The sequence below is a fragment of the Candidatus Bathyarchaeota archaeon genome, from assembly GCA_023131225.1.
Taxonomy (GTDB): domain Archaea; phylum Thermoproteota; class Bathyarchaeia; order Bathyarchaeales; family SOJC01; genus JAGLZW01.
Map to the genome: position 1 here is coordinate 58,973 of JAGLZW010000008.1, position 25,919 is coordinate 84,891.

At 42.3% G+C, this 25,919-nt stretch carries 24 protein-coding genes and 1 tRNA gene; 12 read left to right on the forward strand and 13 right to left on the reverse strand.

What is annotated here, in order from left to right:
* Positions 1-197: 197 nt before the first annotated feature.
* Positions 198-1,445: a hypothetical protein gene (locus KAU88_02355; protein ID MCK4477354.1), complete on the reverse strand. Its 1,248-nt coding sequence runs from the start codon at positions 1,443-1,445 to the stop codon at positions 198-200.
* Between the two features lie 223 nt (positions 1,446-1,668).
* Between KAU88_02355 and KAU88_02360 the strand changes: the two genes are divergently transcribed.
* The 4 genes from KAU88_02360 to KAU88_02375 all read left to right on the forward strand — a co-directional run bounded on the left by KAU88_02360 (position 1,669) and on the right by KAU88_02375 (position 5,682).
* Positions 1,669-2,247 (forward strand): CBS domain-containing protein, encoded by a 579-nt coding sequence (locus KAU88_02360; GenBank protein ID MCK4477355.1) that lies wholly within the window; start codon positions 1,669-1,671, stop codon positions 2,245-2,247.
* Positions 2,210-3,043, forward strand: a complete 834-nt coding sequence (locus KAU88_02365) for a CBS domain-containing protein (GenBank protein MCK4477356.1) — start codon at positions 2,210-2,212, stop codon at positions 3,041-3,043. The genes KAU88_02360 and KAU88_02365 overlap by 38 nt, the downstream gene beginning before the upstream one ends.
* A gap of 9 nt (positions 3,044-3,052) precedes the next feature.
* Positions 3,053-3,976, forward strand: a complete 924-nt coding sequence (locus KAU88_02370) for a CBS domain-containing protein (GenBank protein MCK4477357.1) — start codon at positions 3,053-3,055, stop codon at positions 3,974-3,976.
* 356 nt (positions 3,977-4,332) lie between these two features.
* Positions 4,333-5,682, forward strand: a complete 1,350-nt coding sequence (locus KAU88_02375; protein MCK4477358.1) for a dihydroorotase family protein — start codon at positions 4,333-4,335, stop codon at positions 5,680-5,682.
* 13 nt (positions 5,683-5,695) lie between these two features.
* On the opposite strand, the gene KAU88_02380 is transcribed toward KAU88_02375, so the two are convergent.
* Positions 5,696-6,136 carry a GNAT family N-acetyltransferase gene (locus tag KAU88_02380; GenBank protein MCK4477359.1) on the reverse strand — a complete coding sequence of 147 codons (441 nt, stop codon included), beginning with the start codon at positions 6,134-6,136 and terminating at the stop codon, positions 5,696-5,698.
* A 164-nt stretch (positions 6,137-6,300) separates the two neighbouring features.
* Here KAU88_02380 and KAU88_02385 point away from each other — a divergent pair, with 164 nt between their 5' ends.
* Positions 6,301-7,032 (forward strand): class I SAM-dependent methyltransferase, encoded by a 732-nt coding sequence (locus KAU88_02385; GenBank protein MCK4477360.1) that lies wholly within the window; start codon positions 6,301-6,303, stop codon positions 7,030-7,032.
* A 117-nt stretch (positions 7,033-7,149) separates the two neighbouring features.
* Entirely contained in the window at positions 7,150-7,623 is a 474-nt protein-coding gene (locus KAU88_02390; protein ID MCK4477361.1) for a Mut7-C RNAse domain-containing protein, read from the forward strand.
* A 9-nt stretch (positions 7,624-7,632) separates the two neighbouring features.
* Here the strand turns inward: KAU88_02390 and KAU88_02395 are convergent, their stop codons facing one another.
* The 3 genes from KAU88_02395 to KAU88_02405 all read right to left on the reverse strand — a co-directional run bounded on the left by KAU88_02395 (position 7,633) and on the right by KAU88_02405 (position 10,194).
* Entirely contained in the window at positions 7,633-7,905 is a 273-nt protein-coding gene (locus tag KAU88_02395; protein ID MCK4477362.1) for a DNA-directed RNA polymerase subunit K, read from the reverse strand.
* Positions 7,892-9,583, reverse strand: a complete 1,692-nt coding sequence (locus KAU88_02400; GenBank protein MCK4477363.1) for a TCP-1/cpn60 chaperonin family protein — start codon at positions 9,581-9,583, stop codon at positions 7,892-7,894. The genes KAU88_02395 and KAU88_02400 overlap by 14 nt, the downstream gene beginning before the upstream one ends.
* Positions 9,584-9,759: 176 nt before the next feature.
* Entirely contained in the window at positions 9,760-10,194 is a 435-nt protein-coding gene (locus tag KAU88_02405; protein ID MCK4477364.1) for a hypothetical protein, read from the reverse strand.
* Between the two features lie 185 nt (positions 10,195-10,379).
* Between KAU88_02405 and KAU88_02410 the strand changes: the two genes are divergently transcribed.
* Positions 10,380-11,063, forward strand: coding sequence for a class I SAM-dependent methyltransferase (locus KAU88_02410; GenBank protein ID MCK4477365.1), 684 nt, complete (start codon positions 10,380-10,382; stop codon positions 11,061-11,063).
* Positions 11,064-11,240: 177 nt separating this feature from the next.
* Here the strand turns inward: KAU88_02410 and KAU88_02415 are convergent, their stop codons facing one another.
* Positions 11,241-12,623, reverse strand: a complete 1,383-nt coding sequence (locus KAU88_02415) for an NADP-dependent malic enzyme (GenBank protein ID MCK4477366.1) — start codon at positions 12,621-12,623, stop codon at positions 11,241-11,243.
* Between the two features lie 289 nt (positions 12,624-12,912).
* On the opposite strand from KAU88_02415, the gene KAU88_02420 reads away from it, so the two are divergent.
* On the forward strand, positions 12,913-13,911 hold the full coding sequence (locus KAU88_02420) for a ParB/RepB/Spo0J family partition protein (protein MCK4477367.1): 999 nt from the start codon (positions 12,913-12,915) through the stop codon (positions 13,909-13,911).
* Here KAU88_02420 and KAU88_02425 read toward each other — a convergent pair.
* From KAU88_02425 to KAU88_02435, 3 genes are all read right to left on the reverse strand, one after another.
* Positions 13,908-15,410, reverse strand: coding sequence for a DNA topoisomerase I (locus KAU88_02425; GenBank protein ID MCK4477368.1), 1,503 nt, complete (start codon positions 15,408-15,410; stop codon positions 13,908-13,910). The two genes, KAU88_02420 and KAU88_02425, sit on opposite strands and share 4 nt — an antisense overlap.
* 169 nt (positions 15,411-15,579) lie before the next feature.
* Positions 15,580-16,836: a DUF401 family protein gene (locus KAU88_02430; protein MCK4477369.1), complete on the reverse strand. Its 1,257-nt coding sequence runs from the start codon at positions 16,834-16,836 to the stop codon at positions 15,580-15,582.
* A gap of 84 nt (positions 16,837-16,920) precedes the next feature.
* Positions 16,921-17,038, reverse strand: a tRNA-Pro gene (locus KAU88_02435).
* Here KAU88_02435 and KAU88_02440 point away from each other — a divergent pair.
* Entirely contained in the window at positions 17,002-17,922 is a 921-nt protein-coding gene (locus tag KAU88_02440; GenBank protein MCK4477370.1) for a tyrosine-type recombinase/integrase, read from the forward strand. The genes KAU88_02435 and KAU88_02440 overlap by 37 nt on opposite strands.
* 437 nt (positions 17,923-18,359) lie before the next feature.
* On the opposite strand, the gene KAU88_02445 is transcribed toward KAU88_02440, so the two are convergent.
* On the reverse strand, positions 18,360-18,932 hold the full coding sequence (locus KAU88_02445) for a GNAT family N-acetyltransferase (protein MCK4477371.1): 573 nt from the start codon (positions 18,930-18,932) through the stop codon (positions 18,360-18,362).
* 182 nt (positions 18,933-19,114) lie between these two features.
* Here KAU88_02445 and KAU88_02450 point away from each other — a divergent pair, with 182 nt between their 5' ends.
* Positions 19,115-19,627: a nitroreductase family protein gene (locus KAU88_02450; GenBank protein MCK4477372.1), complete on the forward strand. Its 513-nt coding sequence runs from the start codon at positions 19,115-19,117 to the stop codon at positions 19,625-19,627.
* Positions 19,628-20,570: 943 nt separating this feature from the next.
* Entirely contained in the window at positions 20,571-20,810 is a 240-nt protein-coding gene (locus KAU88_02455) for a hypothetical protein (protein ID MCK4477373.1), read from the forward strand.
* Between the two features lie 278 nt (positions 20,811-21,088).
* Here the strand turns inward: KAU88_02455 and KAU88_02460 are convergent, their stop codons facing one another.
* From KAU88_02460 to KAU88_02470, 3 genes are all read right to left on the reverse strand, one after another.
* Positions 21,089-21,355 carry a hypothetical protein gene (locus KAU88_02460; GenBank protein ID MCK4477374.1) on the reverse strand — a complete coding sequence of 89 codons (267 nt, stop codon included), beginning with the start codon at positions 21,353-21,355 and terminating at the stop codon, positions 21,089-21,091.
* A 218-nt stretch (positions 21,356-21,573) separates the two neighbouring features.
* Positions 21,574-22,401, reverse strand: coding sequence for a serine/threonine protein kinase (locus KAU88_02465; GenBank protein MCK4477375.1), 828 nt, complete (start codon positions 22,399-22,401; stop codon positions 21,574-21,576).
* 526 nt (positions 22,402-22,927) lie between these two features.
* Positions 22,928-24,949: a sodium-translocating pyrophosphatase gene (locus KAU88_02470; GenBank protein MCK4477376.1), complete on the reverse strand. Its 2,022-nt coding sequence runs from the start codon at positions 24,947-24,949 to the stop codon at positions 22,928-22,930.
* A gap of 122 nt (positions 24,950-25,071) precedes the next feature.
* Between KAU88_02470 and KAU88_02475 the strand changes: the two genes are divergently transcribed.
* Complete coding sequence (locus KAU88_02475) at positions 25,072-25,644, forward strand: acetate uptake transporter (protein MCK4477377.1); 573 nt, start codon at positions 25,072-25,074, stop codon at positions 25,642-25,644.
* Positions 25,645-25,919 lie beyond the last annotated feature (275 nt).

Consider the following 25,919-nt stretch of genomic DNA (forward strand, 5'->3'; position numbering starts at 1 on the left):
ATACTTTTAGGGCTTGGCGTGGCTTGGATTTGGCTTGTTTCGGTGAAAGCGCCTTGTTCTAGGCTTAAAAAAGATTCACTACTAATCTAAGAAATTTCTAAGGATTCCTAAGCGAAGCTAAAATAAACCTCCAACTAAAAAATAGAGAGGTGGCGCAAGCCTTACGTTCTGACTTGGATGAAAAAAAGAGAAAAGGGTTATTGGTCTTTTCCTTTCACTCTCATGATGTTTCGTAAGCCACGTTTCTTTCTTGGTTCTTCGACTTCGACACCTAACCTCTTTAGCTTTCTTCGTGTGCTTTCCGTCATTACTAAGCCTTGTTCCTTCATCTGTTCAATTATCACATCTGCTATAACTTGCATGCCTCGTTTCATGTCATTCATCTCTTCTTGCATCGCTTCTAAGCTTGCATGGTTACTATTTGTCAATGCTCCTAAGACTAAGCGTGATTCGGCGCTTCTGTACTGTTCTTTCAAGTCTAACCCATTGAGGTAAGAAATCATGTCTTCGCTTACCTTTTTGCCAACCATCAGCTTTATGCTCCAAGCGTTTAATCCACTGTTAGCCAAAGCGCTTATGAAAAAGTCTCGCAATCCGTGAAATCTTAAACGCCCACTTGTCTTTTCTCCAATACCTAATGGCGGATCAAAAACTTTAGGATCGTTATAGGCTTGACTCCACAGCTTACGAAGTGTATAGTTTATTTGCGCTTCCGTTTCGTGTCCGTATCCTCTTTCACTTGGAAACCAATATTCCGATCGCGGTGTGCTTTCCCAATAGGTTAAGAGCGCTTCGGTTGTTTCGTGTGTTATGTGGCATTTCGCGCGCGTATGCTCCTTTAAGCATTCGATTTCAAACTCTAAAGGGTAATCTAGTTCTTTCCCTTCTTGTTTGGCTCTTTCGAGTTGTGGCAAAACTAAGCTTCTCTTTAGTCGGATAAAGTCGGACACGCGCAAACCCAAATCCTTACCACTTAACAAGATTGCTCTTTCCCTTGCATTGCCATAGCGTAGCATCCGTCTCAATTGTTCAATTGTAAATTTGTGATCGCCTTCAACAATCCTTTTTTGCGGAAGTGATCCTTTTCGAACTTTAAGGGGATAACGTGAGTAACTAAAGAATCCACGAATTGGGTTCGTGGCTATCAATGCAGAGTTCATGCTTAGGTTAAATTTTTTGACTTGCCATTCTACGAAGTCGCTTAAGATGTCCGCGAAAAAGTTCTTTTCTTTTTCGTCTTCTAGTTTGTCTTGCTCTTTCCTCAATCGCAAGATGTCACTTGCCGACTTTAGATTTTTTTGTGGATACGTTTCGTTCAGAAATTCTAAGAACCGTCTCATGCTTGTTTTTGCAGATTTCTGATAGCTCTTAGATTTTATCGAAGCAAACCAATCCATGAACGCCTTATCTTTCTTGAGTTTTTCGCTCATTTCGACCATTATCATTTACTTGTTTTCACCTCCTTTTAAGTCTTAGGAATCTCAAAAACCTTCTTAGTTTTCCATTGAAAGCCTCAAGGAAAGATTTCGTCAGCTATAAGAATCGCGAATGAGTAGCCAAAAAGATGCTTGAATACCCGTTTCGCTGAACCTTCTTGAACACGCGAGCTATGTGAGTTGAACAACATTTTAATAAATCTTCCATTTATTCTCGTATGTGGGGATAGCAGTGGCAGAAATCGGTTTAAGACCGCGAATGATCGTCAAAGACGTTATGTCTAGCCCCGTCATCACGGTTGGCGAGAGCGAAGCAGTGGACAAAGTAGCAAAGTTTATGGAAGTACAGCAATTAGGCTGCATAATCATAATTGACAAAGATGAAAGGCCCCTGGGAATAATCACAGAAAGAGACCTTGTAACACGAGTTCTAGCCAAAAATAAGCTACCCAGCCAACTCATAGCAAAAGACGTTATGACAACACCTTTGATCACTATTAACCCTAGTGAAACACTCAGCAACGCAGCAAGGCAGATGAGCAGACTTAACGTGCGAAGACTCGGCGTAATTTACAAGGGCAACCTCGTTGGCATCATTTCAAGCAAAGATATTTTAGCCATCACACCAGAGCTCATTGAAACAATTCAAGAGAAGACCCGTATTGAAAACGGAAACATGGAAGAACCCTTAGAAAATCCTCCAATGGCTGGATATTGCGACCGTTGCACACAATGGTCAAGTCGACTGAAGGAAATGGAGGGCGAATTTCTCTGTGAGGACTGCCGCACTGATAGTCGAGGTGAATACTAAAAGGGCTGATTACTTGCTCGTTAAAGAAATAATGAACCACAGCTATCCCTCACTCTATACAGACGAGCTCGCAACAAAAGCAAGAGCAATTCTTCGTGACCAAAACCTTAGAGTTCTACCAATAATTGACGATGAAAGGCGCCTGGTGGGCACTCTTTCACGCCGCAACATTATGACGATAACATCATCTGTCTCACCCATGCGCATTAAAGGAATAATGACAACACCACTCTTCGTCGCCACCATGGAAATGGACGCCTTGCAGGCTTTAAGAGAAATGAACCGTCTTGACAAATGGTATGTCGCTGTGGTGAAATCTTCTCAAAATAAAAATTACGTGGGAATGCTGGGACTGGAGAACTTCATAGTTGCCTTTCTGAAAAAAGATTCTCAAAAACTTTCAAGACCCGTCCTTGAAATCATGTCAAGTGAATTGGTAACTTGTTCACCAGAAGACGAAATTGACAATGTCTGGCGCAGAATGCAAGACCGCAAACTTTCAGGTTACCCAGTCGTGAGAAAAAGAAGATTAGTGGGCATCATCACCCAAGCTAACATGCTCAACAGTGGCTGTTTCTTCCCTGCCTTTGAATCAAAGAAAGGCAGATTTAAGAAATCTTCGAAAATCTCTGCGGTCATAAAAACATCTGTGTTTTCGCTTAAGCCCACTTCTACCATAAGAGAAGCTGCTGAACTCCTACTTGAAAAAAACATAGGACGGTTACCCGTTGTTGACGAGAAAGGCGAGCTTGTCGGCATCGTAGATCGAGAGGATATCACAAAATTACTTGTTTGAGGTTTCAAATTGTCTTATAGCAGAAAAAATGAAAGTTTCAGGCGGACATTGCGGGGAGATGGACCAGTAAAACTGAAGACTCACGCATCTAAGCCACGTGAAGGAGAAATCATGACGATTGCAAAGCGTTCAGTCATCACGGCGTCGCTCACAACGTCTGTCTATGACGTTGTTCAAATTATGGCGACGGAAGGTTTCCGCCGCATACCAATCGTAGATCCCGGAACAAATAGGCTTCAAGGAATAGTTACGAGCACTGATATGGTCAATTATTTTGGCGGAGGCGAAAAATTTCAGATAATCCAACAAAAATTCAAAGGCTCCTTCTTCAAAGCAATAAACGAATCAATTAAGTCCATCATGCAATCAAATCCACCATCAATTGAAACCACTGCCACCATAGGCGACGCAATTAGACTAATGAAGCAACACGGCGTAGGTGGCTTACCCATATTAGACCATGCAGATCGCGTGTGGGCCATAGTTACTGAAAGAGATATGGTAAGGATTTTTAAGAGTAAAATAAGCGGAGCCAAAATTGCTGATTTGATGACAAAAAACGTGGTAACCGCAAATCCTAGAACGACAATATTTGAAGCTGAAAGAACAATGGTAGAGAAGAGCTTCCGCCGCCTACCTATTATTTCTGATGGAAAAATTGTTGGCATAGTGACTGCCATGGATGTGGTTAGGTTCTTTGGTTCGGGCAAAGTATTCCAACATCTACGCTCCGGAACTATGCTTCAAGTCCTTCAAACCCCTGCCTTAGAAATAGGCGTCAAGGACCTGATTACCATTATGCCTAGCGCAGATTTGAGCGAAGCAGCAAGAATCATGAACGAAAAAAATATTGGTGCACTATTAGTCGTTGATGATGAACGGCTGGTTGGTATAATTACAGAACGTGACTTCTTTAAACTCATCAGCGAATAGAACGCCTGCACATGTCTCTTAAGTCATGTCATGATTGCTGCTTCGTCAACTACCTAATTTCTAAAGATCGCTTTTGGCGCCAACAAAAATGCGATTACGTTGACCCAGAACATGTGACCTGCAACAAATTCAAGCCGGAAACAAAGGGACCATTAGACGGATACACCTGACAAAAAAGGGGGCTTGCGGCTCATTGCATTTGTGAAAGGGAGAGCTGAAATAATCAGACTTTCTTCCATGCATTCACTAAGATTCACTCATAAACCGCAAGCCAAAAAAGGAATGGGATGAGTTTGTATTTAACCGATGCGAAGCAAAGTATCTTATGAAACTGGAGAGGTGGGTGAAAGAAAACTTTGACCGTTGACCTTGTTCTTTACAACGCGAAAGTCTACTGTGAAGGCGAAATCGTAGACGCTGGAATTGCGGTTGAAGAAGGCAAGATAGTTAAGGTTGCGAAAGAACTGAATTTGCCCCCTGCTTCTGATAGAATAGACTTGAATAGATGTTTAGCGCTTCCCGGCTTAATTGACGTGCACGTTCATCTCCGTGGTCAACTGCAGGCTTTTGAGGAAGACTTTTTCACTGGAACGGCGGCTGCTATTGCAGGCGGTATCACATCAGTTCTTGATATGCCTAACAACAAGCCAGTAACTATGGATTCATCTTCTCTTAGAGAACGGATGCGAGTGGCTAAGCGTCGCATATTGGCAAATGTAGGTTTCTACTCTGCATTCCCTGAAAATCTAGACGAAATTGGCAAAGTGGTCAGAGAAGGGGCGATGGCTTTCAAGCTTTATCTTGCCGCTCAGATAGGTGGACTTGACATCAATGATGATGAAGCCTTGCTACGCGCCTTCAATATGGTCAGTGAGCTTGGAGTTCCTGTGGCGGTTCATGCCGAAGACAATGAAACGGTGGAGAATGTTGCAAAGGCTGAACAGCGGCTTGGGCATAATGATGTTGAAGCATACCTCAAAGCACACACGCCTGAAGTAGAGACTAAAGCGGTTGAAAGAATCCTTAAAATTGCTTTCAAATCTAATGTGCAAATTCACTTCTGTCACATCAGCTCCAAAAAAGCAGTTAGCCTCATTTATAACGCAAGAAAAAACGGGTTGAGAGTTAGTTGTGAAGTCACGCCGCATCACTTGTTATTGACATCTGAAGACTTGAAACAGCAAAGCACAATGTTGCTTACCGACCCTCCAGTGAGAAGCAAAAACATTGTAGAGGAGCTTTGGAACACAGTAAGAAATGGTCAAGTTGACATTATAGCATCCGACCATGCACCACACCTAGTAACCGAGAAAAAAGCAGATTCTGTCTGGGACGTGAAGCCAGGAATTCCTGGACTTGAAACATCATTGCCGTTGCTTTTAACGAAAGTGAATGAAGGGCAACTTACTTTGGATGATTTGGTCAGGTTGACAGCTGAAAAACCAGCCAAAATATTCCGCTTTAACGGCGACGGGTTTTTAAAGGAAGACTACAACGCCAATATCACAGTTGTTGATATGCATCGACGAGTCAAAATAGATGCGAGCAGGTTTTGTTCGAAGGCAAAATATTCTCCTTTTCATGGTTGCCAGGTGAAGGGCATGCCAGTGAAGACGTTTGTAAATGGACTATTGGTTATGGATGAAGGAGAAATCGTCGCTGAAGCAGGAGTTGGTAGAGTTCTGCACAGGCAAGCTTTGCGATAGAATATACGGTTTTTCAGATGTCTTTGCTTTTCCGTTTAGAAACGTATGAAATGTCTTGATGAGTCACATATCCCATTCTTTGAAAGAGTTTGAGTGATTCTTCGTTTGGCGTTTCAATTAACGCGCAGAAAATTGCGGCGCCATATTTTTCTAGGGTTTTCTCTACCATGTTAATGAGCTGCTGAGCGATTCCTCTCCGCTTATATTCAGGGTCTACTGCTAGGCGGTTTATCCATCCCTTCATTCTTCCTTCATAGCTGCCGATCACAACTCCTACAAGCTTTTCTTCGTGGAAAGCACCGATGAAGAACTCTGGAAAAGCTTTCATCTGCTTCTCCATCATTTGTTTGCTGTCTCTGCCTTTCGGCTTGAAGGGTAAGCCTACTTGCTTCCAAAGCTCAATTATGGTGTCGTAATTTTCGATGGTCAAGGTTTGGATTCTTATTTGTTTCAATCCCTATCCTTCGCAATTATTGATGTCAATCCTCGGATAAGTGAACATCGTTTCAAATAGCTTTAACTGTCTCTCCGAATACCTTTTTTGCTTATGTACTCTTACGCTTTTGATGCTCCAATAATTCCATTACTAAACGCGTGCACATGTTTGGGTGGTTCGAGATGAAAATATCATTTGACTTGGCGGCAGAAATCTATGACAAAACAAGGGGTCCTCCCGAGCAAGTTATGAAGCAACTTGTCAAAACACTGATCGACGAATTGCACGGCTACAACACAGTTTTGGATGCTGGTGTTGGAACTGGAAGATTTTCTAAGTCTTTACAGGACAACGGATTTGAGGTAGTAGGCGTGGACATCGCCAAGAAGATGATAGACAAGGCGGTGGAAAAAGATGTACGTGATTTGCTTCAAGGTGATGTGTGCTTTCTTCCTTTTAGAGACGACTCTTTCGACGTTACGGTTTGCATACATATTCTTCATCTAATCAGTGAGTGGAAAATGGCTCTACAGGAAATCTGCAGAGTTACTCAAAAACTTATGGTTTCAATAATTTATGTGCTTAAAAACCCGATTAGAGAAACCTATAACCGACTGCTCAGAAACTACGGATATGAAAGCCGTAGACTTGGGAAAGGAGAATGGGAACTGAAAGACTTAGTCAAGCCTTCAAAGTCGGTGTTTGTGGCTTCTTATACTAATAACGCGGATGAGCGCCTTGCTTATTTGAGCCAAAGAGCCTATTCAAGTCAATGGGAAATCCCAGAAGCCATAAACAAGAAAGTTGTGGACGAACTGAAAAGCCAGTTTGCTGGCAAAGTGTTCCCTCAAGAACTGCGCATCTTAATATGGGACATAAATGACCTGAGAGCCTTCTCCAACGGTTCTACCTAGACGCTTCTTGGAACTTAAAAGTAGCCTAAGCATTCCTAAAACATGGATAATAATTCTGTCAAAAGAAGTGTTTTATGAAGGAAACAAGATAATGTAAAATCGAGAAGGTGAGAAGGATTGAAGTTTATCACAAACGGTATGCTGGGCAAGCTAACACGATGGCTACGCATGCTAGGCCACAATGTAGAATATGCTAATAACATAGAAGATAAATTACTTGTAGAAATTGCAAAAACAGAAAAACGCGTCCTCTTAACACGAGACGTTGAACTATATCGACAAGCAACGAGTCAACATGCAGAAGCTTTTCTCGTCAAAGGAAAAAACGAGGCAGAACGACTCGCAGCTCTCTCAAAACAGTTCAACCTAAAGCTTGAACTCAACCCTGACGCTTCTCGGTGCCCTAAATGCAACGCCAAAATAAAATCTGTTAAGAAAGATAAAATCTTCGACAAAATCCCGCCCTCAACCAAAACTTATTACAAAGAGTTTTGGGAATGCCCAAAATGTGGAAAAATCTATTGGCAAGGAGCCCACTGGAAAAGAATTACTGAAACATTGAAAGAAGCAAATAAAATGCTAGATGGGTAACAAGGCAGCTTATTTTTCTTGAAGAAGCCATTTAAGCGGTATATCTTGAAACGTGCCGTCCGGCAACGTTCTGCGAATAGTCATGGGAAGCATACCGCTTTCAAGTTCACTCAGGGCAATATCAATGGGGCTAGAAAGAGTGGAAGGCTCTACAAGGAGGGGGGCACCCATAGCGACTTGAAGCGCCCTAGCACCAACTATGCGAGCCTTCTCGAAACGTGTTAACTTCGGAGGACCTATTTGGATTTTATTGTGGGAAGACGTCTCCTTAAAACTCCCCACCGCCAGGAGGCATCCCGCCCATACCGCCCATACCACCCATACCACCCATACCACCCATGCCTCCAGGACCGCCCGGAGGTCCAGCAGGCATTTTCGCTTTGCCGGATGCGATGATGTCGTCGATCTTCAAGATCATTGTTGCGGCTTCAGTTGCGGATTTTATAATTTGCTTCTTTACGGCGAGGGGTTCGTAAACGTCTGCTTTGTTCATGTCGCCTACTTTGCCGTTGAAAACGTCTACTCCTGCCCATGTCTGCTTCTTTTCGTGGCGTGCCCTTAACTCAGATATGATATCTATTGGGTCTAGTCCTGCGTTTTCAGCTAAAGTCGTCGGTATTGCTTCTAATGCTTCTGCAAAACGCATTACTGCTAGTTGCTCTCTTCCAGGTAAGGTTTCTGCGTAGTTTTTCAATATTCTTCCTGCTTCAAGTTCTGGTGCGCCTCCGCCCGCTACAATTCTTGGTTCTTTCACTACGTCTCTGATGACGCAGAGGGCGTCGTGTATTGAGCGTTCAGCTTCATCTACGATGCGTTCTGTTCCGCCGCGTATTAGAATTGTTACCGAGTGGGGGTGCTTGCATCCTTCAATGAAGGTCATTTTATCGTCGCCTATCTTGCGTTCTTCCACGACTGCAGCGTAGCCAAGGTCTTTCTTGGTTATGCTATCTAAGTTGCTAACAATTTTTCCACCAGTGGCTTTAGTCAAGCCTTCCATGTCTGACTTTTTGACCCGCCGCACCGCTAGAATATTCTTTCTCGCCATGAAATGTTGGGCTAAGTCGTCGATGCCCTTTTGGCAAATGACCACACTTGCGCCTACTTTCGCGAGTTTGTTCACCATTGCTTTTATCATGTTTTCTTCTTGTTTAAGGAAAGCTTCCATTTGTTCGGGGCTTTCAATGTTGATTTTTGCGTCAAATTCAGTTTTCTCAATCTCTAAAGCGGTGTCAAGCAACGCTATTTTCGCTTTTTCAACTAGTTTTGGCATTCCTGAGTGAACTATTTCTTTGTCAACTACGATGCCATTGATGAGCTTGGTTCCCCTAATGGATTCGCCCGGCTTCTTCTGGATTTTCACGTCGTCCAAGTCGACCTTGTATTCTGTTCCAGTTTTTTCTGCCACGGAAAGAATAGCGTCCACCGCCAAGTCCGCAAGATAGTCACGGCTTTCTGATACGAGTTTGCTTGCCATGGAAGTCATGGCTATTTTTTTGAGGAATTTCTTGTTTGTAGAGTCTACTTTGATAGCGATTTTCTCCAGTGTTTCTAGAGCTTTTTCAGCTGCCTTTTTGTATCCGTCTATGATAACGGTGGGATGAACGCTTTTGTTGATGAGGTCTTCAGCTAGTGATAGGAGCTCGCCTGAGAAGACTACGGCTGTAGTTGTGCCGTCGCCGACCTCGTTGTCTTGGGTTTTAGCCACTTCTACCATCATTTTGGCTGCTGGATGTTGTATGTCCATTTCGTCTAAAATTGTGCGTCCGTCGCTTGTTATAGTGACGTCGCCGAAACTGTCAACGAGCATTTTGTCCATACCTTTCGGGCCGAGTGAGGATTTTACGGCTTCTGCGACGATTTTTGCTGCCATAATGTTGGCGTGTTGAGCTTCTCTTCCTTTTGATCTTGAGGAGCCTTCACGGAGAATTAAAACAGGAGTTCCTGATAGTCCTACTGACAATTTTACATACACCTTCTTTCTTTTATTACGCGGAACAACAGAAACAGCTTAGCAATATAAATTTTTCTAAAGCCTGTCGCTGGCAGCCCTCAATTTCACTTCAAATTCTAAAGGTTGGTGTGATAAAGATTAAGGACATTTAGAAACTTCCATCAATCAAAGGCATTCTCTCAATATCAAGTGATCTCTTTTTCAATCATTGTTGTAATTTCAACAGCAACGACAATGTTCTTTTTTAGCTCATCCATATCCGGTGAAACGTTTCTGTAAAGCTCTATCGCTCCGCGGTCTCTAGTCCTTATCAGAATCAGGTTAGTAGGATAGAAATAGTGACCAAATATATCTTTGCTTCGCAATGATTCTTCATTTGAACTAGGCAAGTGCTTAGTGTGTATTTGAGTGAAAACTACTTTGCCTTCAAACTTTTGTGCTACTTCTGTTGCTAATTCGTTCAGCTTCGGTTTCTGCTTTTCACATGCTGAGCACCCATCCCTAGCAATAGCGACAACATAGACTTTTCCAAGGTCGGGAGCCAAATATTCTAAGGAAGATTTGCCTGTCTCTGAAATCTCCCTCTCAAGCTCAGCGAACTCAATCTTGCCAATTTTCATAGAGTCTTATCAGCCAAAAAAATATCTAAACAATCTGATAATACTTTGACCAAGCTATGTTTTGGCTTCTCCAGAATGGTAATCTCCATGCAAATCACCGCTGCTTTGACAAAACAAGTTTCGATAGTACGCACTGAAATAGGAGCCAACGGATTTAAATCTTGATTTTTTCCTTAAATTGGTCCATGCGCAAAGGCACTTATTACAAAGAGAAGCTTTCAGCTAATAAGCTTCTTAGATGTTATGAGATAGCTCCTCCAAGGATTAAACAGTATCTTGACGCAGAAGTCCAATTCGTCATTTCTAACTTTCATGGTACAGATTTGGTTCTTGAACTTGGATGTGGTTATGGTAGAGTTATGAAAGCGGTATCACAGTTTGTTTCACATATTGTTGGAAATGATATTTCCAAGGAAAGCTTAGAACTAGCAAGGTCATATATGAGAAGTCACAAAAACTATAGCGTGTTTCTGATGGATGCATCTCAAATGTCATTTCGTTCATGCATTTTTGATGCTGTGTTTTGTATTCAAAACGGCATATCTGCACTTGGGGTCAATAAGAAACGGCTCATCGCCGAATCGGTAAGAGTGACAAAAGACGATGGAGTTATTCTCTTTTCTAGTTATTCTCCAAAAATATGGGAAGCTCGTGTGGAATGGTTTAGACAACAATCACGAGTTGGTCTTATAGGAGAGATAGATGAGGAAAAGACCTGCGACGGAACTATTGTGTGCACGGACGGTTTTGAGGCCACTACTGTAAGCAACGACCAATTCGCCAGTTTGTTTGATGAATCTGGGTTGAATGCGTCTATCATTGAAGTTGACGAATCTAGCATTTTCTGTAATGTTATTAAAGGGAAGTAGTTTGTGCTTGGATTGCACATAATATAGTATGGTCCTTAGTTTACGGCTTTTTGAGTACAGAGCGAGATTTGGAAGTTTATGAAATCTTTAATTGATTTATAAATTTGAGAATTAATTGAATCTAGTGTGCTTGTTACAAAAATATGTGAGTGTTAAAAAAAATAGAGAAGGGAGGAACTATGGACCAGTAGCTAGTATGTCCTCTTCTGGCGGCAGCGTTTTGATTAGTCCATGTTTCATTAGGAGGTGAGTTGACTCTCTTGCGTTCTTGATGATGGCTACAGCTCTTTCCCACAGTTCTTGTTTGGAGGGTTTGATACGTGCGACACCTTCTTTTATGCTTTGTAGGGCGCAGGCAACTGCCTCCCGTGGGTAGACTTCCCATTCTTCCATGCGTGGGGCGATGTCGTTTTCGTTTATGCCTCTCTCTTCAGCGAACTGGGCTAGCTCGTTGGCTGCGGCTACGCACATGTCGTCTGTTACTGTGGTGGCTTTGACATCTAGGACGCCGCGGAATATAGCTGGAAAGCCTAGGCTGTTGTTGATTTGGTTGGGGAAGTCGCTGCGTCCTGTGCCTATTATTCGTGCGCCTGCTTCTTTTGCTTCCCATGGCCAGATTTCTGGGATGGGGTTAGCGCAGGCGAAGACTATGCTGTTTGTAGCCATTTGGCTTATCCATTCTTTTTTGATGGTGCCTGGGCCTGGTTTGCTGGCGGCTACCATCGCGTCTGCGCCTTTGAGGGCTGCTGCCATGTCGCCTGTTCTGCCTTCTGCGTTGGTTTTCTGGGTTAGATCGTATTTCCACGGGTTTTCTTCTTTTATTTTTTCTATGTCGGGTCTTCCGGGGTGGAGGATGCCTTTGGAGTCGACGAGAATAATATTTCCTGGTTTGAATCCGGCGCGGAAGAGGACGTAGGCGGTACGAGTGTTGGCAGAGCCGACGCCTATGAGGGTGATGAGGGCTTCGGAGGGTTTTTTGCCTACGATCTTCAGCGCATTAAGCAAGCCTGCTAGGATGACTGTTGCGGTGCCTTGTTGGTCATCGTGCCAAACGGGTATGTTGAGTTTTTTGCGGGCTTGGTCTAGTACATAGAAGCATTTGGGTTTGCTAATGTCTTCGAGGTTTATGCCACCGAAAGTAGGCTCGATAAGCTCACAAGCATGGACAATTTCATCGGGGTCTTTGGTATTGAGGCAAATTGGAAACGCGTCAACCCCGCCTAGGTATTTGAAGAGTAATGCTTTGCCTTCCATGACGGGCATGCCTGCCTTAGGGCCAATATCGCCTAGGCCGAGGACGCGGGTGCCATCGCTGACTACAGCTACATAGTTAGCTCGGTTGGTTTGGGTCCAGACTTCCGATGGATTTTCTTTAATTTTGCGGCAGCTGGCGGCGACACCTGGGGTGTACCAGATAGCGAAGTCAGCCGGGCTGCGGATGGCACATTTTGGCATGACTTGAACTTTACCTTCGTAGAAGGGATGGTAAGCTAGGGCCAGTTTTGCGGGGCGTTTAGCTTTTTCGAGTAATTGTTCAACGGTGACTTTTTCTTCGGTCATTACTGGTTATTTCTCCTTGTTTGAAGAAATAGTGGCTTGACACATAAAACATTTAAACATTATGGAAAGCTCAATTCCTTCCTCCAAAAACTGTGACGCAAAAAGGCTCATATCTATGTACGCGCGCAGCAATTTGTGACATTTTCACCATTCATGCCCTATTTGACTTTTATTAGTCGCCTGCTTAGAGCCAAATGAAAATTGAGAGAACTTCAAAGGCGGCGCGCTCACATGTAGTTTAAAAGATTAAGAACAACTTCTTCTTAAAGAAGAGAAAGGCGAACAACGTATGGTCGAGCTAAGGCAAATCGAATTAAACAGAATTCGCCCAAACAGGCTAAATCCACGCCTTGACATGAACATTGAAAGGCTCAATGAGCTTGCTGACAGCATTAAACAAGTAGGTCTTCTGGAACCGCTTATACTCCGACCTATGGACGACAAATACGAGGTTGTTGTAGGCGAACGACGCTATCGTGCATCGCAACAGGCAGGACTGCGAAGGGTTCCTGCAATCATTCGGAACTTCACAGATGAGCAAGTAATAGAGTTGAACCTTATCGAAAACATACAAAGGGAAGACCTAAATGCTGTAGAAAAAGGAAACTGCTGTAAACAACTCCTAGAAAAATATCCTGAAAAATACCCGTCGAAAGAAGTTATCGGAAAGAAAATCAGCGTCTCCTCCGGCACCATCAACAACTGGCTTAAACTAACAGAAGCACCCACAGAAATCCAAAAAATGATTACACCCACAGAAAAAGTAGGCGTGCCACGAGAACTTGGCAAGCTTGACTACAGCACAGCCCTCACAATCACCCGCCAAATCGAGGGACCAACAAGGCAAATTGAAGTCGCTAAAGAAATCGCCAGCAAACCAGTTCACGGCAGAAAAGCACGCCGAGTAATTGCAAAAGCTGCCAAAGAACCAAAAAAACCTGTTGAAGAAATCGTCAAAGAGATCATTGAAGAACCTTGCGAACTCACCTTCACCGCACCCAACAGAGACCCCATTCTAAAAGGCTTGCAAACTCAAACCACAAGAATAGCCCCTCCAGATACAAAAATAAAAACCGGCAAAATAGTTTACGCCACAGTATTAGAACCACACTTCACGGATCTACGCATCATCTCAGTTGAAAGAAAACGATTAAAGTATTTCAACGAAGAAGACGCCAAGGCAGAAGGAAGATATTCATTAGAAGAATTTAAGGAAATTTGGAAAGAGAAGCACGGTGAATGGAACGAAGATCAACTAGTCTACATTATACGCTTCAAAAAAATTTAGTTCGTTTTGCGTTCAACCCATGAAAACTTCTTTTGTAAAGCCTTGGGATAATAAAGCTTCCAATCAAAATCTACTTTTCTCCCCCACCGATAATAAATTCGCGGGTCAATGTAACTCTTCAAAGAAGTCCCAAGATTATAATCTCTTGTTTCACGAAAAGCCTTAATCTTGGACCGAAGAATCTTAGCTCGTTTCTTCGCGCTAGGGGTACCTTTAGCCTTTAATTTATTTAACCTATCCATCTTCTTTTCCAATGACTCCTTCCAGTTCTTCCTAGGCTTTCTTTTGTGATTACAAATGATGGCAGCTTCAAGATTAGCCATAGTAGCAATGTGCTTCTTTTCATAATCTGGATCTGGCTTAGAAACATCCGAACTATAAAGAAAATCATCCACTACTTTGGAGGCGTGGTAGGTTCTGAAAACTTTGCTTGAAATACCCGTCACGACTTCGTCGAGAAAAAGTGAGACATTATTTGACCTTACTCCTTCAAAAATTGATGAATTGGCAATTTTCATAGACTCCTGAATATTATTAATGATCTGTTCAGGTAGTCGTATTCGCTTTTGCCACCTAACCGCGTCTTTACCTAGAAAGTCAAAGGTTACCACACGGTTTTTTCCAAATTTTACATGTTCAGGTCTCAGCGTTGTGGCACCTACCGTGTCCGCTTCATCAGCTTCTTTCTCGTCGCCCACACGCAATTTCAAAGCATCAATCAGATAACACACAGTGGCAATTTTGCGCCTTGTAACGTCTTCGGCATCCAGATTAGCTGCTATATGTTTTCGGACCTCTTCTATCTTTTTGCTAAGCTCAATAGCCTTGTTGAATTTTTCAATATCTTTCCGTTGCTTTAAAGGTGATGAATCCGCTAGCCACACATATTTCTCTTTACCTCGAAGTTTATCGTCCCACTTGGCTATCCACATATTATCTGGGTTCCACACTATTTCTTTCCAGTTACCCAGTGGCTTTGGCGCATCTGGTGAAAGGTTAAGAATTATGTCGCTTTTGTGCGCACCATGTTTCCAGCGTCCTCGTAACGGATGTTTTCCTCGTCCCATGAAAATGCTTGAGGGCTCAGCAGTGTAGTTACCGATTTCTACTTTGAAATCATCCACTTTGGCAAAGCCATATTTCTCTTTGTTTTTCTCTCTAATCGCCTTGCGTTTGGCAGCCAATTTCCTTTTTTGCTCTTTTGTAAGGCTCAGTTTGTAGGTTTTTTCTTTTTCAACATGTTTGATTATAACTGAGAAGTCGAAGTTTTCTGGCGGTATCTTATTTTTTATGCCCAATGCTTTGCGAAAGTCTTTGAAGAAGTTCTTGACGAAAATAGGGTCTTTTACGTATTCCGTGTTAAGCTTCTTGACCCACGCGACAGCCATTTCCTCCTGCTTTGGCGTCAAGTTCACACGTTTACTCTGCAATGTAATGTATAGTTCTTTCCATTCAGGCTTTTTCGGGATAAGGACACCGTTGTGAATCAGCTGTTTCATTTAGGCCCCTCATTATCTTCCGTTTTGCTTTATTTAACCTTCACTCAGAAAATGCGAACATGTAAATAAGTTTTTAAGGTTTACATGTCAATTCGCGTGATTTATGTGTAAACTCAATGGAAAAAAGCATTTTTTTTGAGGTATACACATGCGAATTTCAGAAAATGCATCACATTACATGGTAGACTAGTAAAGCCGCAGCAAACGATATTGCTAATGATGGCACCAAAAACTTGTACACTTTGTTTAGTGAAATTTTGAAGTAATCAGCAGTCAAAACCAGGCAGAGATGAGTAGGGGCTGCTAAATACCCTAGGAAAGCTGAAATATAAAGCAAACTTGCACTTCTAGAAGTAAAATTCAATATTCCCTCAAGTATTGGCACGCTTATGGCTATACTTCCAGAAGGTGAACCGACAAGGAATCCTAGAACTGCTGGAACCGCTGATAGTAATAAAACCTCGTTCGCGTTCCATGTAGCAATTGTTTGACCCAGAACCTCTGATACTCCAGAAGTCATAGTGGCGTTACGCAGTAACATGGCGCCGTACGCAGCCAAAGTTATCTTGTAAACTGCGACGTTTGAGACCGTTTTAAGAATAATACATCGGCGAGGTCTGGTGATGAGGAGCAGCAAGGCTATCCCTATAAATGCCGCGATGGAAACGTCAACCCCAAAAATTACAGCAGTCAAAATCATCACCAATATTGGCGAAAATGATATTAAGAACCTCTTAAGATTCTCCTGAAATTTTGTCTTTAAGATCACGTCTTCAGCAACAGTAGCTTTCTTGAGAACAGTAAAATATCCTATTACTATCATAGTAATGGCGACAGGAATCTGGCTTATAACTATCGACGTTATCGACGTGTGTGTAAGGGTCGCTGCAAGTATTATGACTTGGCTCATCGGGTACACTGGAAAGATTACGTGTCTGAACCACACGTTCACAAAAGCTTTCTTATTTTCTTCCAGTTTGAGCTTTTCCGCTTCTTTCTCCACGAGTGGCGCTGACATCAAAGCTCCTCCTGGCACTGCAAGAAGCCCTATCATGGCTGGAAGTGCACTTACTATGAGTTTAGGATTTTTAAGTAAACCGCTGAAGCTTCTGCTAAGGGACTCTAAAGCTTTTGTTTCCCTGTAAAGAAGGCTCAACAGCATTATCCCCCATGTTACTGCCACAAGCGATATTGTAAGTAGGTTAAAAGTGGTTTCAACCAAGACCTTGAAAACACCAGCTAGACCCATTGAAAGAAAGCTCATAATTATTGCGGTAGAAACCAACGTCACTCCTATACTCACACGTTTATACAACATAACTGCTAGAAAGACGAATGAAGCAACAAGCGCCACCACAGGGTCAAGCAAGACCAAACTAACTGCTCCTAGCTTCGACAGAAGCACATCAATAGTATCAATCTGCATTAAACCTTCCCCTCAACACAGATAACAATCCTAGAGAGACTCACAAGTCAACCTACAAAGGTAACATTCTGAAAAAAGCGGTTATGGTGGGGTCGCTGGGATTTGAACCCAGGACCGCCAGCGCCCCAGGCTGGTATCCTAGACCATTCAAGGTGTTTGGGCACCATGATACCCAACGAAACACTAACTAGACGACGACCCCAACAGCCAACAAAATACGACGACTTGATAATAAACACTTTGATAAAAGCCAAAAACTCAGGAAAAGCCAAAAACACCGTACGCTCAATCTCATACAGCCTAAGGCAACTCAACAAAAACGCAGACCTCAAAAACCCTGAGGAAGTAAAAACCTATCTTGCCAACTCAACAGTCTGCAACGCCACCAAAACAAAACTCTGTTTTGCATACAACTGGTTCTGCCAAACCAATAATATCCAATGGACAAGACCAAAGTACAAATGGGAAAGAAAAATACCAATCATACCAACCACCGCAAACATAGACAAGATAATATCAGCATCAACAAGAAAATACGCAACAATCTTCACAATACTCAAAGAAACAGGCTTAGAAGGACACGAACTAGCAACAACCACACGCCAACACATAGACAGCGAACAAGGAATAATAAGCGCACAAGGTTGTAAAGGACACAACTCAAGAGCATTGAAACTCAAGTCAAAGACCGCCGACATGCTCAGACACTACCTACACACCTACACACAAAACCAACCATTCCCAAACTCAAGAGCAATGGGCGAAGCATGGAGAAAAGCAAGAAACAAACTATCACAAACACTACAACAACCACAACTCAAAACAATCCCACTTAGAAACCTAAGACACTACCACGCAACACGACTATACGACAAAACGAAAGACATCTTACTCGTAAAACAGAGACTAGGACACAAGAAAATCGAAACAACGATGTTCTACACACAACTAATCACATTCAACGAAGAAGAAGAATACACATGCAAGACCGCCAACACCGTAAAAGAAGCCACCGACCTAATAGAAAATGGATTCCAATACATCACAGAAATGGATGGACTCAAACTATTCAAAAAACGTAAATGACCGCGTAGTCGTTGTCACGCCTACGCCCGCCAATTTAACCAAGACAACCCTCTTTTTTTTTATATCAGTCAATCATTCTAATCCGATGCTCGCGTCACTCCGTTCCGCTCGCATCAAACAAACAACAACAAACAGAATACAACTTACCACTAAAACTTTAGCGCGGGCAAACTAGGAGGAAGTGGTTCTAGCGCGCCTTTTCTTCTTGGGTGGCCTGTGCATTCTCTTCAAGTATCTTTCCCTTTTCTTGCGTTTCTTCGCAGCCCACTTCATAGAAACTCAGCCTATGCCTATCTTGCTTACTACATACTCTTTGCTCACATATTAAGAACTAGTAATGCTTCAAACTAGGCTTTTGCCTCCCTAGCGCGCCCAGCGCACAAGCTCGGAAGTTCTGCAATTCTAGGTTTCCATGACGCGCGCGCTATGGGATTTGGTTAGTGAGCTTCGAATAATTCTCTATATTCGTCTTCCAGAATACTCATCATGATACCGTCGCTGTATTCGTTGTCGTAGTAATATTCATCTCTCTCAACGCCTTCCTTTTTGAAGCCAAGATTTTCCCAAAATTTCAGTGCTCTCTTGTTGAAACCGACCACCCCTATCGAAATCTTATGAAAGCCCAATCGTCTAAAGGCATGGTCAAGGAGCAAGTGACCTGTCTCAGTTCCGTATCCTTTTCCCCAAGCGTCCTTCTCGCCGATTATGATGGTCATGTCTGTATTTCGCCAAGGTCTAAACATTCTCAAAAATCCAGCTTCCCCTATTACCCGGTCACCTTTTTTGAGGGCAATCACAAACCACATCCGATCCCTGTCAGCAAGCATTTCCTTGTACCATTTCTCAGTTTCGGCTCGACTCATCGGTGCAACTCGACCTATAAGTCTTCTGAGTTCAGCGTCATTGGACCACTTCTGAATGTAGGGCAAATCATCTCTTTCAAAAGGTCTCAGGTAAACCCTTCTACCTATCAACGTCTCCTGTTTTGACACGTTCTCTCTAACAGACATGCTTTCACTGAACACATTATCACCGTGTCCTTTCAGTATAAGATTTTCCGCGCTCTACCTCGAAAAGCGCGCGCACATATGGTTTTTTCTGATGGCGATTTCATCTGTCTTTGGTGTTAGCGCGCGAACATATAGCAAAAATGATAAACCTGAACTCTTCATGTGATATTCGGTGCATTCAAATGGAAGTTTTTACGATCATAGGGAAGAGACGTAGCATCCGATTGTATGAGAAAAAACCAGTGGAGAAGAAGAAACTCCATCGCATTTTGGAAGCAGGTAGATTAGCGCCTTCTGCCAGCAACAAACAGCCATGGCGATTCATAGTAGTAACCGACAAGAAAGTCAAAGAGAAACTTAGAGTAGCCTATGACGAAGAATGGTTCGTCTCTGCACCCGTAATTATCATAGGATGCGCTGTTCCCGAGGAAGCTTGGACGAGAATGGACGGTCAAGAATATTGGATGGTAGACGTGGCAATCGCCATGCAGAACATGATCCTAACAGCCACAGAACTCGGTCTGGGAACTTGCTGGATCGCCGACTTCGACGAAAAAGCTATCCGAAAAGCGCTCAAACTACCCTCAAACATTCGCGTGGTCGCCATGACTCCCTTAGGCCACCCAGCCGAAGAAAAGCGCCCAGTAAAAAGCAGAAAACCACTCACCGAGATTGTTCACCACGAACACTGGTAAATTCCCAGCGCGCACACACATTGCCGACTCTAAAAACATTATGCGGGTGCAATAGACGTTCCTTCAAAAAACGCAACTCTAAATCTGTCCTCTTGAAAAGACGAAAAAACAAAATGACTCTTTCTGACGCTGAAGACGCTAATGACGACGACAACAACGACGACGCAACATCACGACGCAAAACGCATCAGCCTCTCAGATTGCCATTGAGCTATTTCAATAATTGATTCCATAAGATGAGCCATTCGGGCTGTCCACAGTGAAAACACCATTAGGCTACCATAGAGCCTCTCTATGTAACATCACAAGATAGTAACAGCCTTCTACATGATAAGAGAACGCTGAAGCATCATCATCGGTATCGTCGGATTTTTGCATAGAACAAAGCCTCTCCCAGTAGGTCGAGGTGCAAAAATCTCCAGCAGAACGTATCCAGCAGATCACAAAAACATTCTAAGGTAAACCAACGTAACAACGCATAACAGCTAAGAAAGAAACGCTGAAGAATAAAAATAAAAAACAACACCTTTCTTCAACCCCGAAAGAAAGGCAGACAGTAAAACACAAACCAAAGAAGAACCCATGTAACAATGGGCTAAACCTTAGAACGAACCAGCTAAACAACTTATAGTAATCCTAACAAAACAAACAAAAGATAGAAAAGATAGAAGAATACTAAGCCTTAATGGAGACCTACTAAAATGCAAGACAATAGAAAATTACTAAGCCCTAATGGCTGGTATCCTAGACCAAGCTAGACGACGACCCCACAAGTGAAGCCAGTAACCTTTGTGGTGTAATCTCAAATTTTAAGGCTTTCCTCTCTGTTGACTTGAATCAAGAATATGAGACTGTTCGTAATCATGCCTGGAAGATCAAGACGCTTGCAGAAGATTTTTATGTTTGTACTTCCATTGCACTCGAACAGCCTTGAGGGATTTCAATGAAAAGAAGAAACAGGCTCCAAATTATGGCAGAAATATTGAGTTTATGCAAGCGACCACAGGCGAAGACAAAAGTGATGTATAGTGTGAGTCTATCATGGAAAGTTTTAGTGAAGTATCTCTCCTACCTTCAATCACAAGGGCTACTGGAAGTTCATAATAGCCCAATTAAATATGCTACAACTCCAAAGGGGCTTAGTTTCGTCGGAAAATGGACAGAATTGGCAGAACTCATTTAGCTCTATATATCTGCATTTTAGAATACGATATCTTAACCAGACAAAATAACCAAGCGTTCGTTTTTGACGTTTTAGAACGTATTAAGATGTTACTATTTTTGGTTAATGCAATGGATTATTTCGCTATCCATCAGTATTGAAATCAGAATATTTCAGTCATGTCAATCATTATCACAATTGAATAGACATAGCCAATATCCTACCACATTATTAAAGCAGAATACTGCTGTGTCGGGAGGATTAGAAAAAAAGGGAAGATATGTGTCAATGTCGTGGTTTTAAGTTGTTAGTACGCTGCGTGTTAATGGCGAAGATTCAAATTCCGAAATTAACTCCAACCCTTTCTCAGTAGTTTTATACAATCTACCATATTCTTCGACAAAACCTTTGGCTTTTAGAAAACCAAGGTATCTGTTGAACTGCTCGAAACTTAATGAAACTGAGCTGAGCAAATGTGTTTTCAATATGCCTTTTCTTGCGGCTCTCAAAATGGTCACTGTAATTACCAGAGATCCCCTTCTCCCTGACGGAAAATCCAACTTCATGGCTTATCTAGATATATTATATAAGTATTTTCTATAACATAAACCTATTTGCTGACACCAATGGTAATGTCAAATTAATCCTTTTAACTACGCATATAGCTGAAATATTATTAGCAATCTTGTATATGATTATGAAAGATGTTAAAGGGAAACGGTAACGTCTTTGATCTTCGGGATAGTATTCGCTAAGAGAAAAGGTCGACAGAAAGTCAGGCGCATTATTCATTATTCTTTACTATATTTCTTGTACACTGTTCTATATGGCATGAAGTACCTTTCAAAACTTTACATTTCCTGAGAACTTCATCGAAATTTCTTCTGTTTCTATTTTTCTTATACGTTCTCAAAGCATTCACTAACTCATCTTCGCTGATATTCACAATTTCTTTTTGAATCAACTTTGCAGTTAGACTTCCTATGAAAAGGTATTGGCAAAGAGAAGTGACATTCGAGACACGTCTAGAAATGCTCGCAGTCTCGAAATCCACAAGGCAGGGTGAGTCATTCTGTTTGATAATTATGTGCTTTGGTGCATGGCTTAGCTCGCCATGATCTAAACCTGCCTTGTCCAATCTCCAAGCCTGTTCTAAAACTAAACGCAAAATGTAGCAGAGCCTTTCTCTTGTGTTTTTTCCATCAAGCGTTTTTATCCACTCTGGAAGCAATGTACCTTCAACATATTCCATTAACAGAAAGTTTTTGGTGGTTCCGAGTAGGCGAGGGCCAACATCTGTCTTGTTTGCTTTTCTGAGCATTTGCGCCTCACGTTGCATCGTTAATCTGTCTGCATCTGTTCTGCGAATCTTTAGGGCGACTTTTTTGTTTTCTCTATAAGCTATGACTACTATGCCTACGCAGCCTTTTCCCAAGACAGGTATATTCTGGACGTATTTCTGTCCTACAAATTGGATTGCTTCAATTCTTAATTCCTTTAATTCTTTAAGGCGACGCATTAATTCTTCTGCTTTACATGTTGGATAGCAAATGACACGTCTGTACTCTTCTTCGTTCAGTAATTCCAATGTGATCTTTTTGGTCTTCCTCAATTAGTGGCCTCAGCAAGTATGTTTACTGGAAGGATGTATTTGAAGAAAAGTTTTGTGTGTGCAGAGCTTAGAATAGAATATTAGGCATTTGCCTGAAACAGTTGTGGTGAAGAGAGATGATTTTTCTCAAAGTGCACGCACTGAATTCTTTGCTGATAGTCTCTTATTGATATATGTCGATTTTCGAAATAAGTGTTTTATTAAGATTTACGATACGTTGTCTTTTAGGCGCGACTCTTGAAAAACCAAAAGGAGAAACAAACCGTTGATCTGCTAGCTCTTCCACAAAGGAAAAGGGTTCACCTTTGCAAAGAAATTCATAATATCCTTGAACAAAGAGGCATCCAATGAAAAACCAAAATGGAAGCACAACAACCTTATAGAAACAAAAATTCCGCAGAAGTTTCAGATCCATATTTGTCGAGGATGAAAGACCAAGGCCGGAATTGCCTACCCCAAACACAAACTGACAACTTCTCCCGTGTAATCTGTGAGATTTTTAGAAGCTCTAAACCTTTTCCATAGCTTACAACAAGGAAAAGACAACTATCAGAGGAGCGAAAATCGAGGCAACTAGCGACATAACTGTTATCATCGTATTCAGTGATGGCCCTGCAGTGTCTTTGAAAGGGTCGCCAACAGTGTCACCTATAACTGCGGCCTTATGGGCATCTGAGCCTTTGCCTCCAAGTTTTCCGGCTTCAATGTACTTCTTAGCGTTGTCCCAAGCGCCACCGGAATTTGCCATAAACAACGCGAAGATTACGCCTGTAATTATGCTACCTCCGAGGAAGCCTCCTAGAGCTTCTTTGCCGAGAATAAATCCTATTGCAAGAGGAGATACAATTGCCAACACACATGGAAGTATAAGCTCTTTCAAGGCACCTTTTGTAGCTATATCAACGCATTTAGCATAATCAGGTTTAGCCTTTCCCTCAAGCAAGCCAGGGATTTCTCTAAACTGTCTTCTAATTTCCTCAATCATTCTGTCAGCGTTTGTCCCCACAGCCAAGATAAGAAGAGCTGAAAGCAGTGGGGGCATCATCGCACCAATAAAGAGACCAGTTATGACTGTAGGATTTGTTAACTCCATAACTAATGCCTCGCCTGTTACTCGCTCAACTATCTCACCATACATCGCAAATAGAGCTAGAACTGTCAAGGCCGCAGCACCTATAGCGAACCCTTTTGTTATGGCCTTGGAAGTATTACCTGCAGCATCAAGCCTATCAGCCACATCTATAACTTCCTGTTCCAGACCAGATTGTTCAGCGATTCCCTTAGCGTTGTCCACTATTGGTCCATAAGCATCGGCAGAAATTATAATCCCAACAATGGACAACATTCCAACAGCTGACATTGCAACACCATATAAACCAGCAAAATGCCATGATGCCAAAATAGCCACGCATATACCAATGACAGGCGGTACAATGCTCATTAAGCCATATGAGAATCCAGACAGAATGTTTATCGCCGCGCCAGTTTTTGCAGCTTCTGCGGTCTTCAAGACGGGTGAGCGGTCTATTGATGTAAAATAGTCAGTTGTAATACCAATGACCATTCCTGCAATCAGTCCAGAGAGTGTTGCATAAAATATTCCGAGCCCGCTATCTCCAAGCTCCAAATAATGAATTATCAAGAACATTAACCCTACGAATATGAAACATGTTGAAAAAGTTCCTCTGTTAAGAGATGCTCCTGGATTATCTTTTCTCCAGATTTTTATTAGAACAATTCCAATTATGGACGCCAAAACTCCTACTGAGGCAATTAACAGTGGAAGAATCATGAAAATCTCACTGGAAGCTCCGCCAATTCCCCAGCCTATTACCATTGCGGCCATAATAGCGGCGATGTAAGAGTCAACGAGATCTGCGCCCATACCTGCGACATCGCCTACATTATCGCCTACATTGTCAGCGATTACAGCAGGGTTTCTTGGGTCATCTTCAGGGATACCCATTTCAACTTTGCCAACCAAGTCTGCGCCTATATCTGCGGTTTTTGTGTAAATGCCTCCGCCAGCTTTCGCGAAAAGGGCGAGGGCACTTGCTCCGAAGCTAAATCCTAGAATGCTATCAAGCGCGAACTCTATACTGATCAATGTGCAGAGGGCGTAAAGGACGCCTAGTCCCAAAAGAGCCAATCCAACTATGGACAAGCCCATTATTGAACCTCCGAAAAACGCGGTTGGAAATGCCTCATTTAATCCCTTTCTTGCGGCATTCGCAGTTTTCACATTTGCTCTTACTGCTGCAGCCATACCAATATAGCTTGCTAATGTTGTGCAAAGTGCTCCGAAAACGTAAGCCAGTGCTATATGAGCTCCGAGAAAGATTGCTAGAACTAATGCCATGATCAAGATGAAGACTGCCAGCGTCATGTTCTGTCTTCTGAGATAGGCGTTAGCACCAATTTTGATGGCGTCTGCAATCTCTTTCATTTTTGAAGAGCCAGTTTCTTGTTTGCTTAAGTAATAGTACAAGTATAGCGCACAAATAATAGAGGCTAAGCCAGCTATTGGCGCTATTATTAGCAAACCCATTTTTTATCTTACCCCACGAGGTCTTCATGAGATATCATGCTTGTGCTTTTAACGGTTTCGAAAAGGTTTATATTCTGCAGATTCAACGCCTAACGTCTTCATAACAACACGAGGTATCATAATTGAATGAAAAATTTGCAAATCCAGCGCCCCTTGGACTTTTGGGCTTCGGATTGACAACGGTGCTATTGAATCTTCACAACGCTGGCTTCTACCCTTTAGACAGCATGATTCTAGCTATGGGCCTCGCATATGGTGGTTTAGCTCAAATAATCGCGGGTATTATGGAGTATCGTAAGGGTAACACATTTGGAACGACTGCTTTCTGTTCTTATGGATTGTTCTGGTGGTCTCTAGTGGCGTTAATCATCATGCCGAGTATTTCCTTCCTTACAGTAGAAACTCATTCAACAACTTCGATGGCAGCGTATTTCTTCATGTGGGGCCTTTTCACCTTCGTCATGTTCTTCGGCACATTGAAAGCGAATCGTGCATTGCAGTTTGTGTTCCTAAGCTTATCTATACTGTTCTTCTTGCTGACAACACGAGACTTGACAGGTAGCGCAATAATAGGCACTATAGCAGGATATGAAGGTATAATCTGCGGCTTAAGTGCAGTCTACCTCGCCCTAGCAGAAGTGTTAAACGAAGTTCATGGAAAAACCGTTCTACCAATAGGCTCAGTGAGTAAATAAAGATACGAAGCAATAAGAAAGATAGATTTATGAGGCTATTCGCTTTGCAGTAAAGACTCCAATAATGTTGGTGTCCAAATCTGATAACAATCCAAACACCCATTTCTTTCACATTATCTACACCTAGTGCAACAAATCAGTTTACGTGCGTCATGACAAACAAACTTATAGTATTAACTGAGGGGAAAAGATTTTATTTCAGATTTTTGTCTTTCATAGCTCTAAAAAATAGAGTTGCAAAGCTATGTCAAAACAAGTCAAATGGGTTAAAGAAG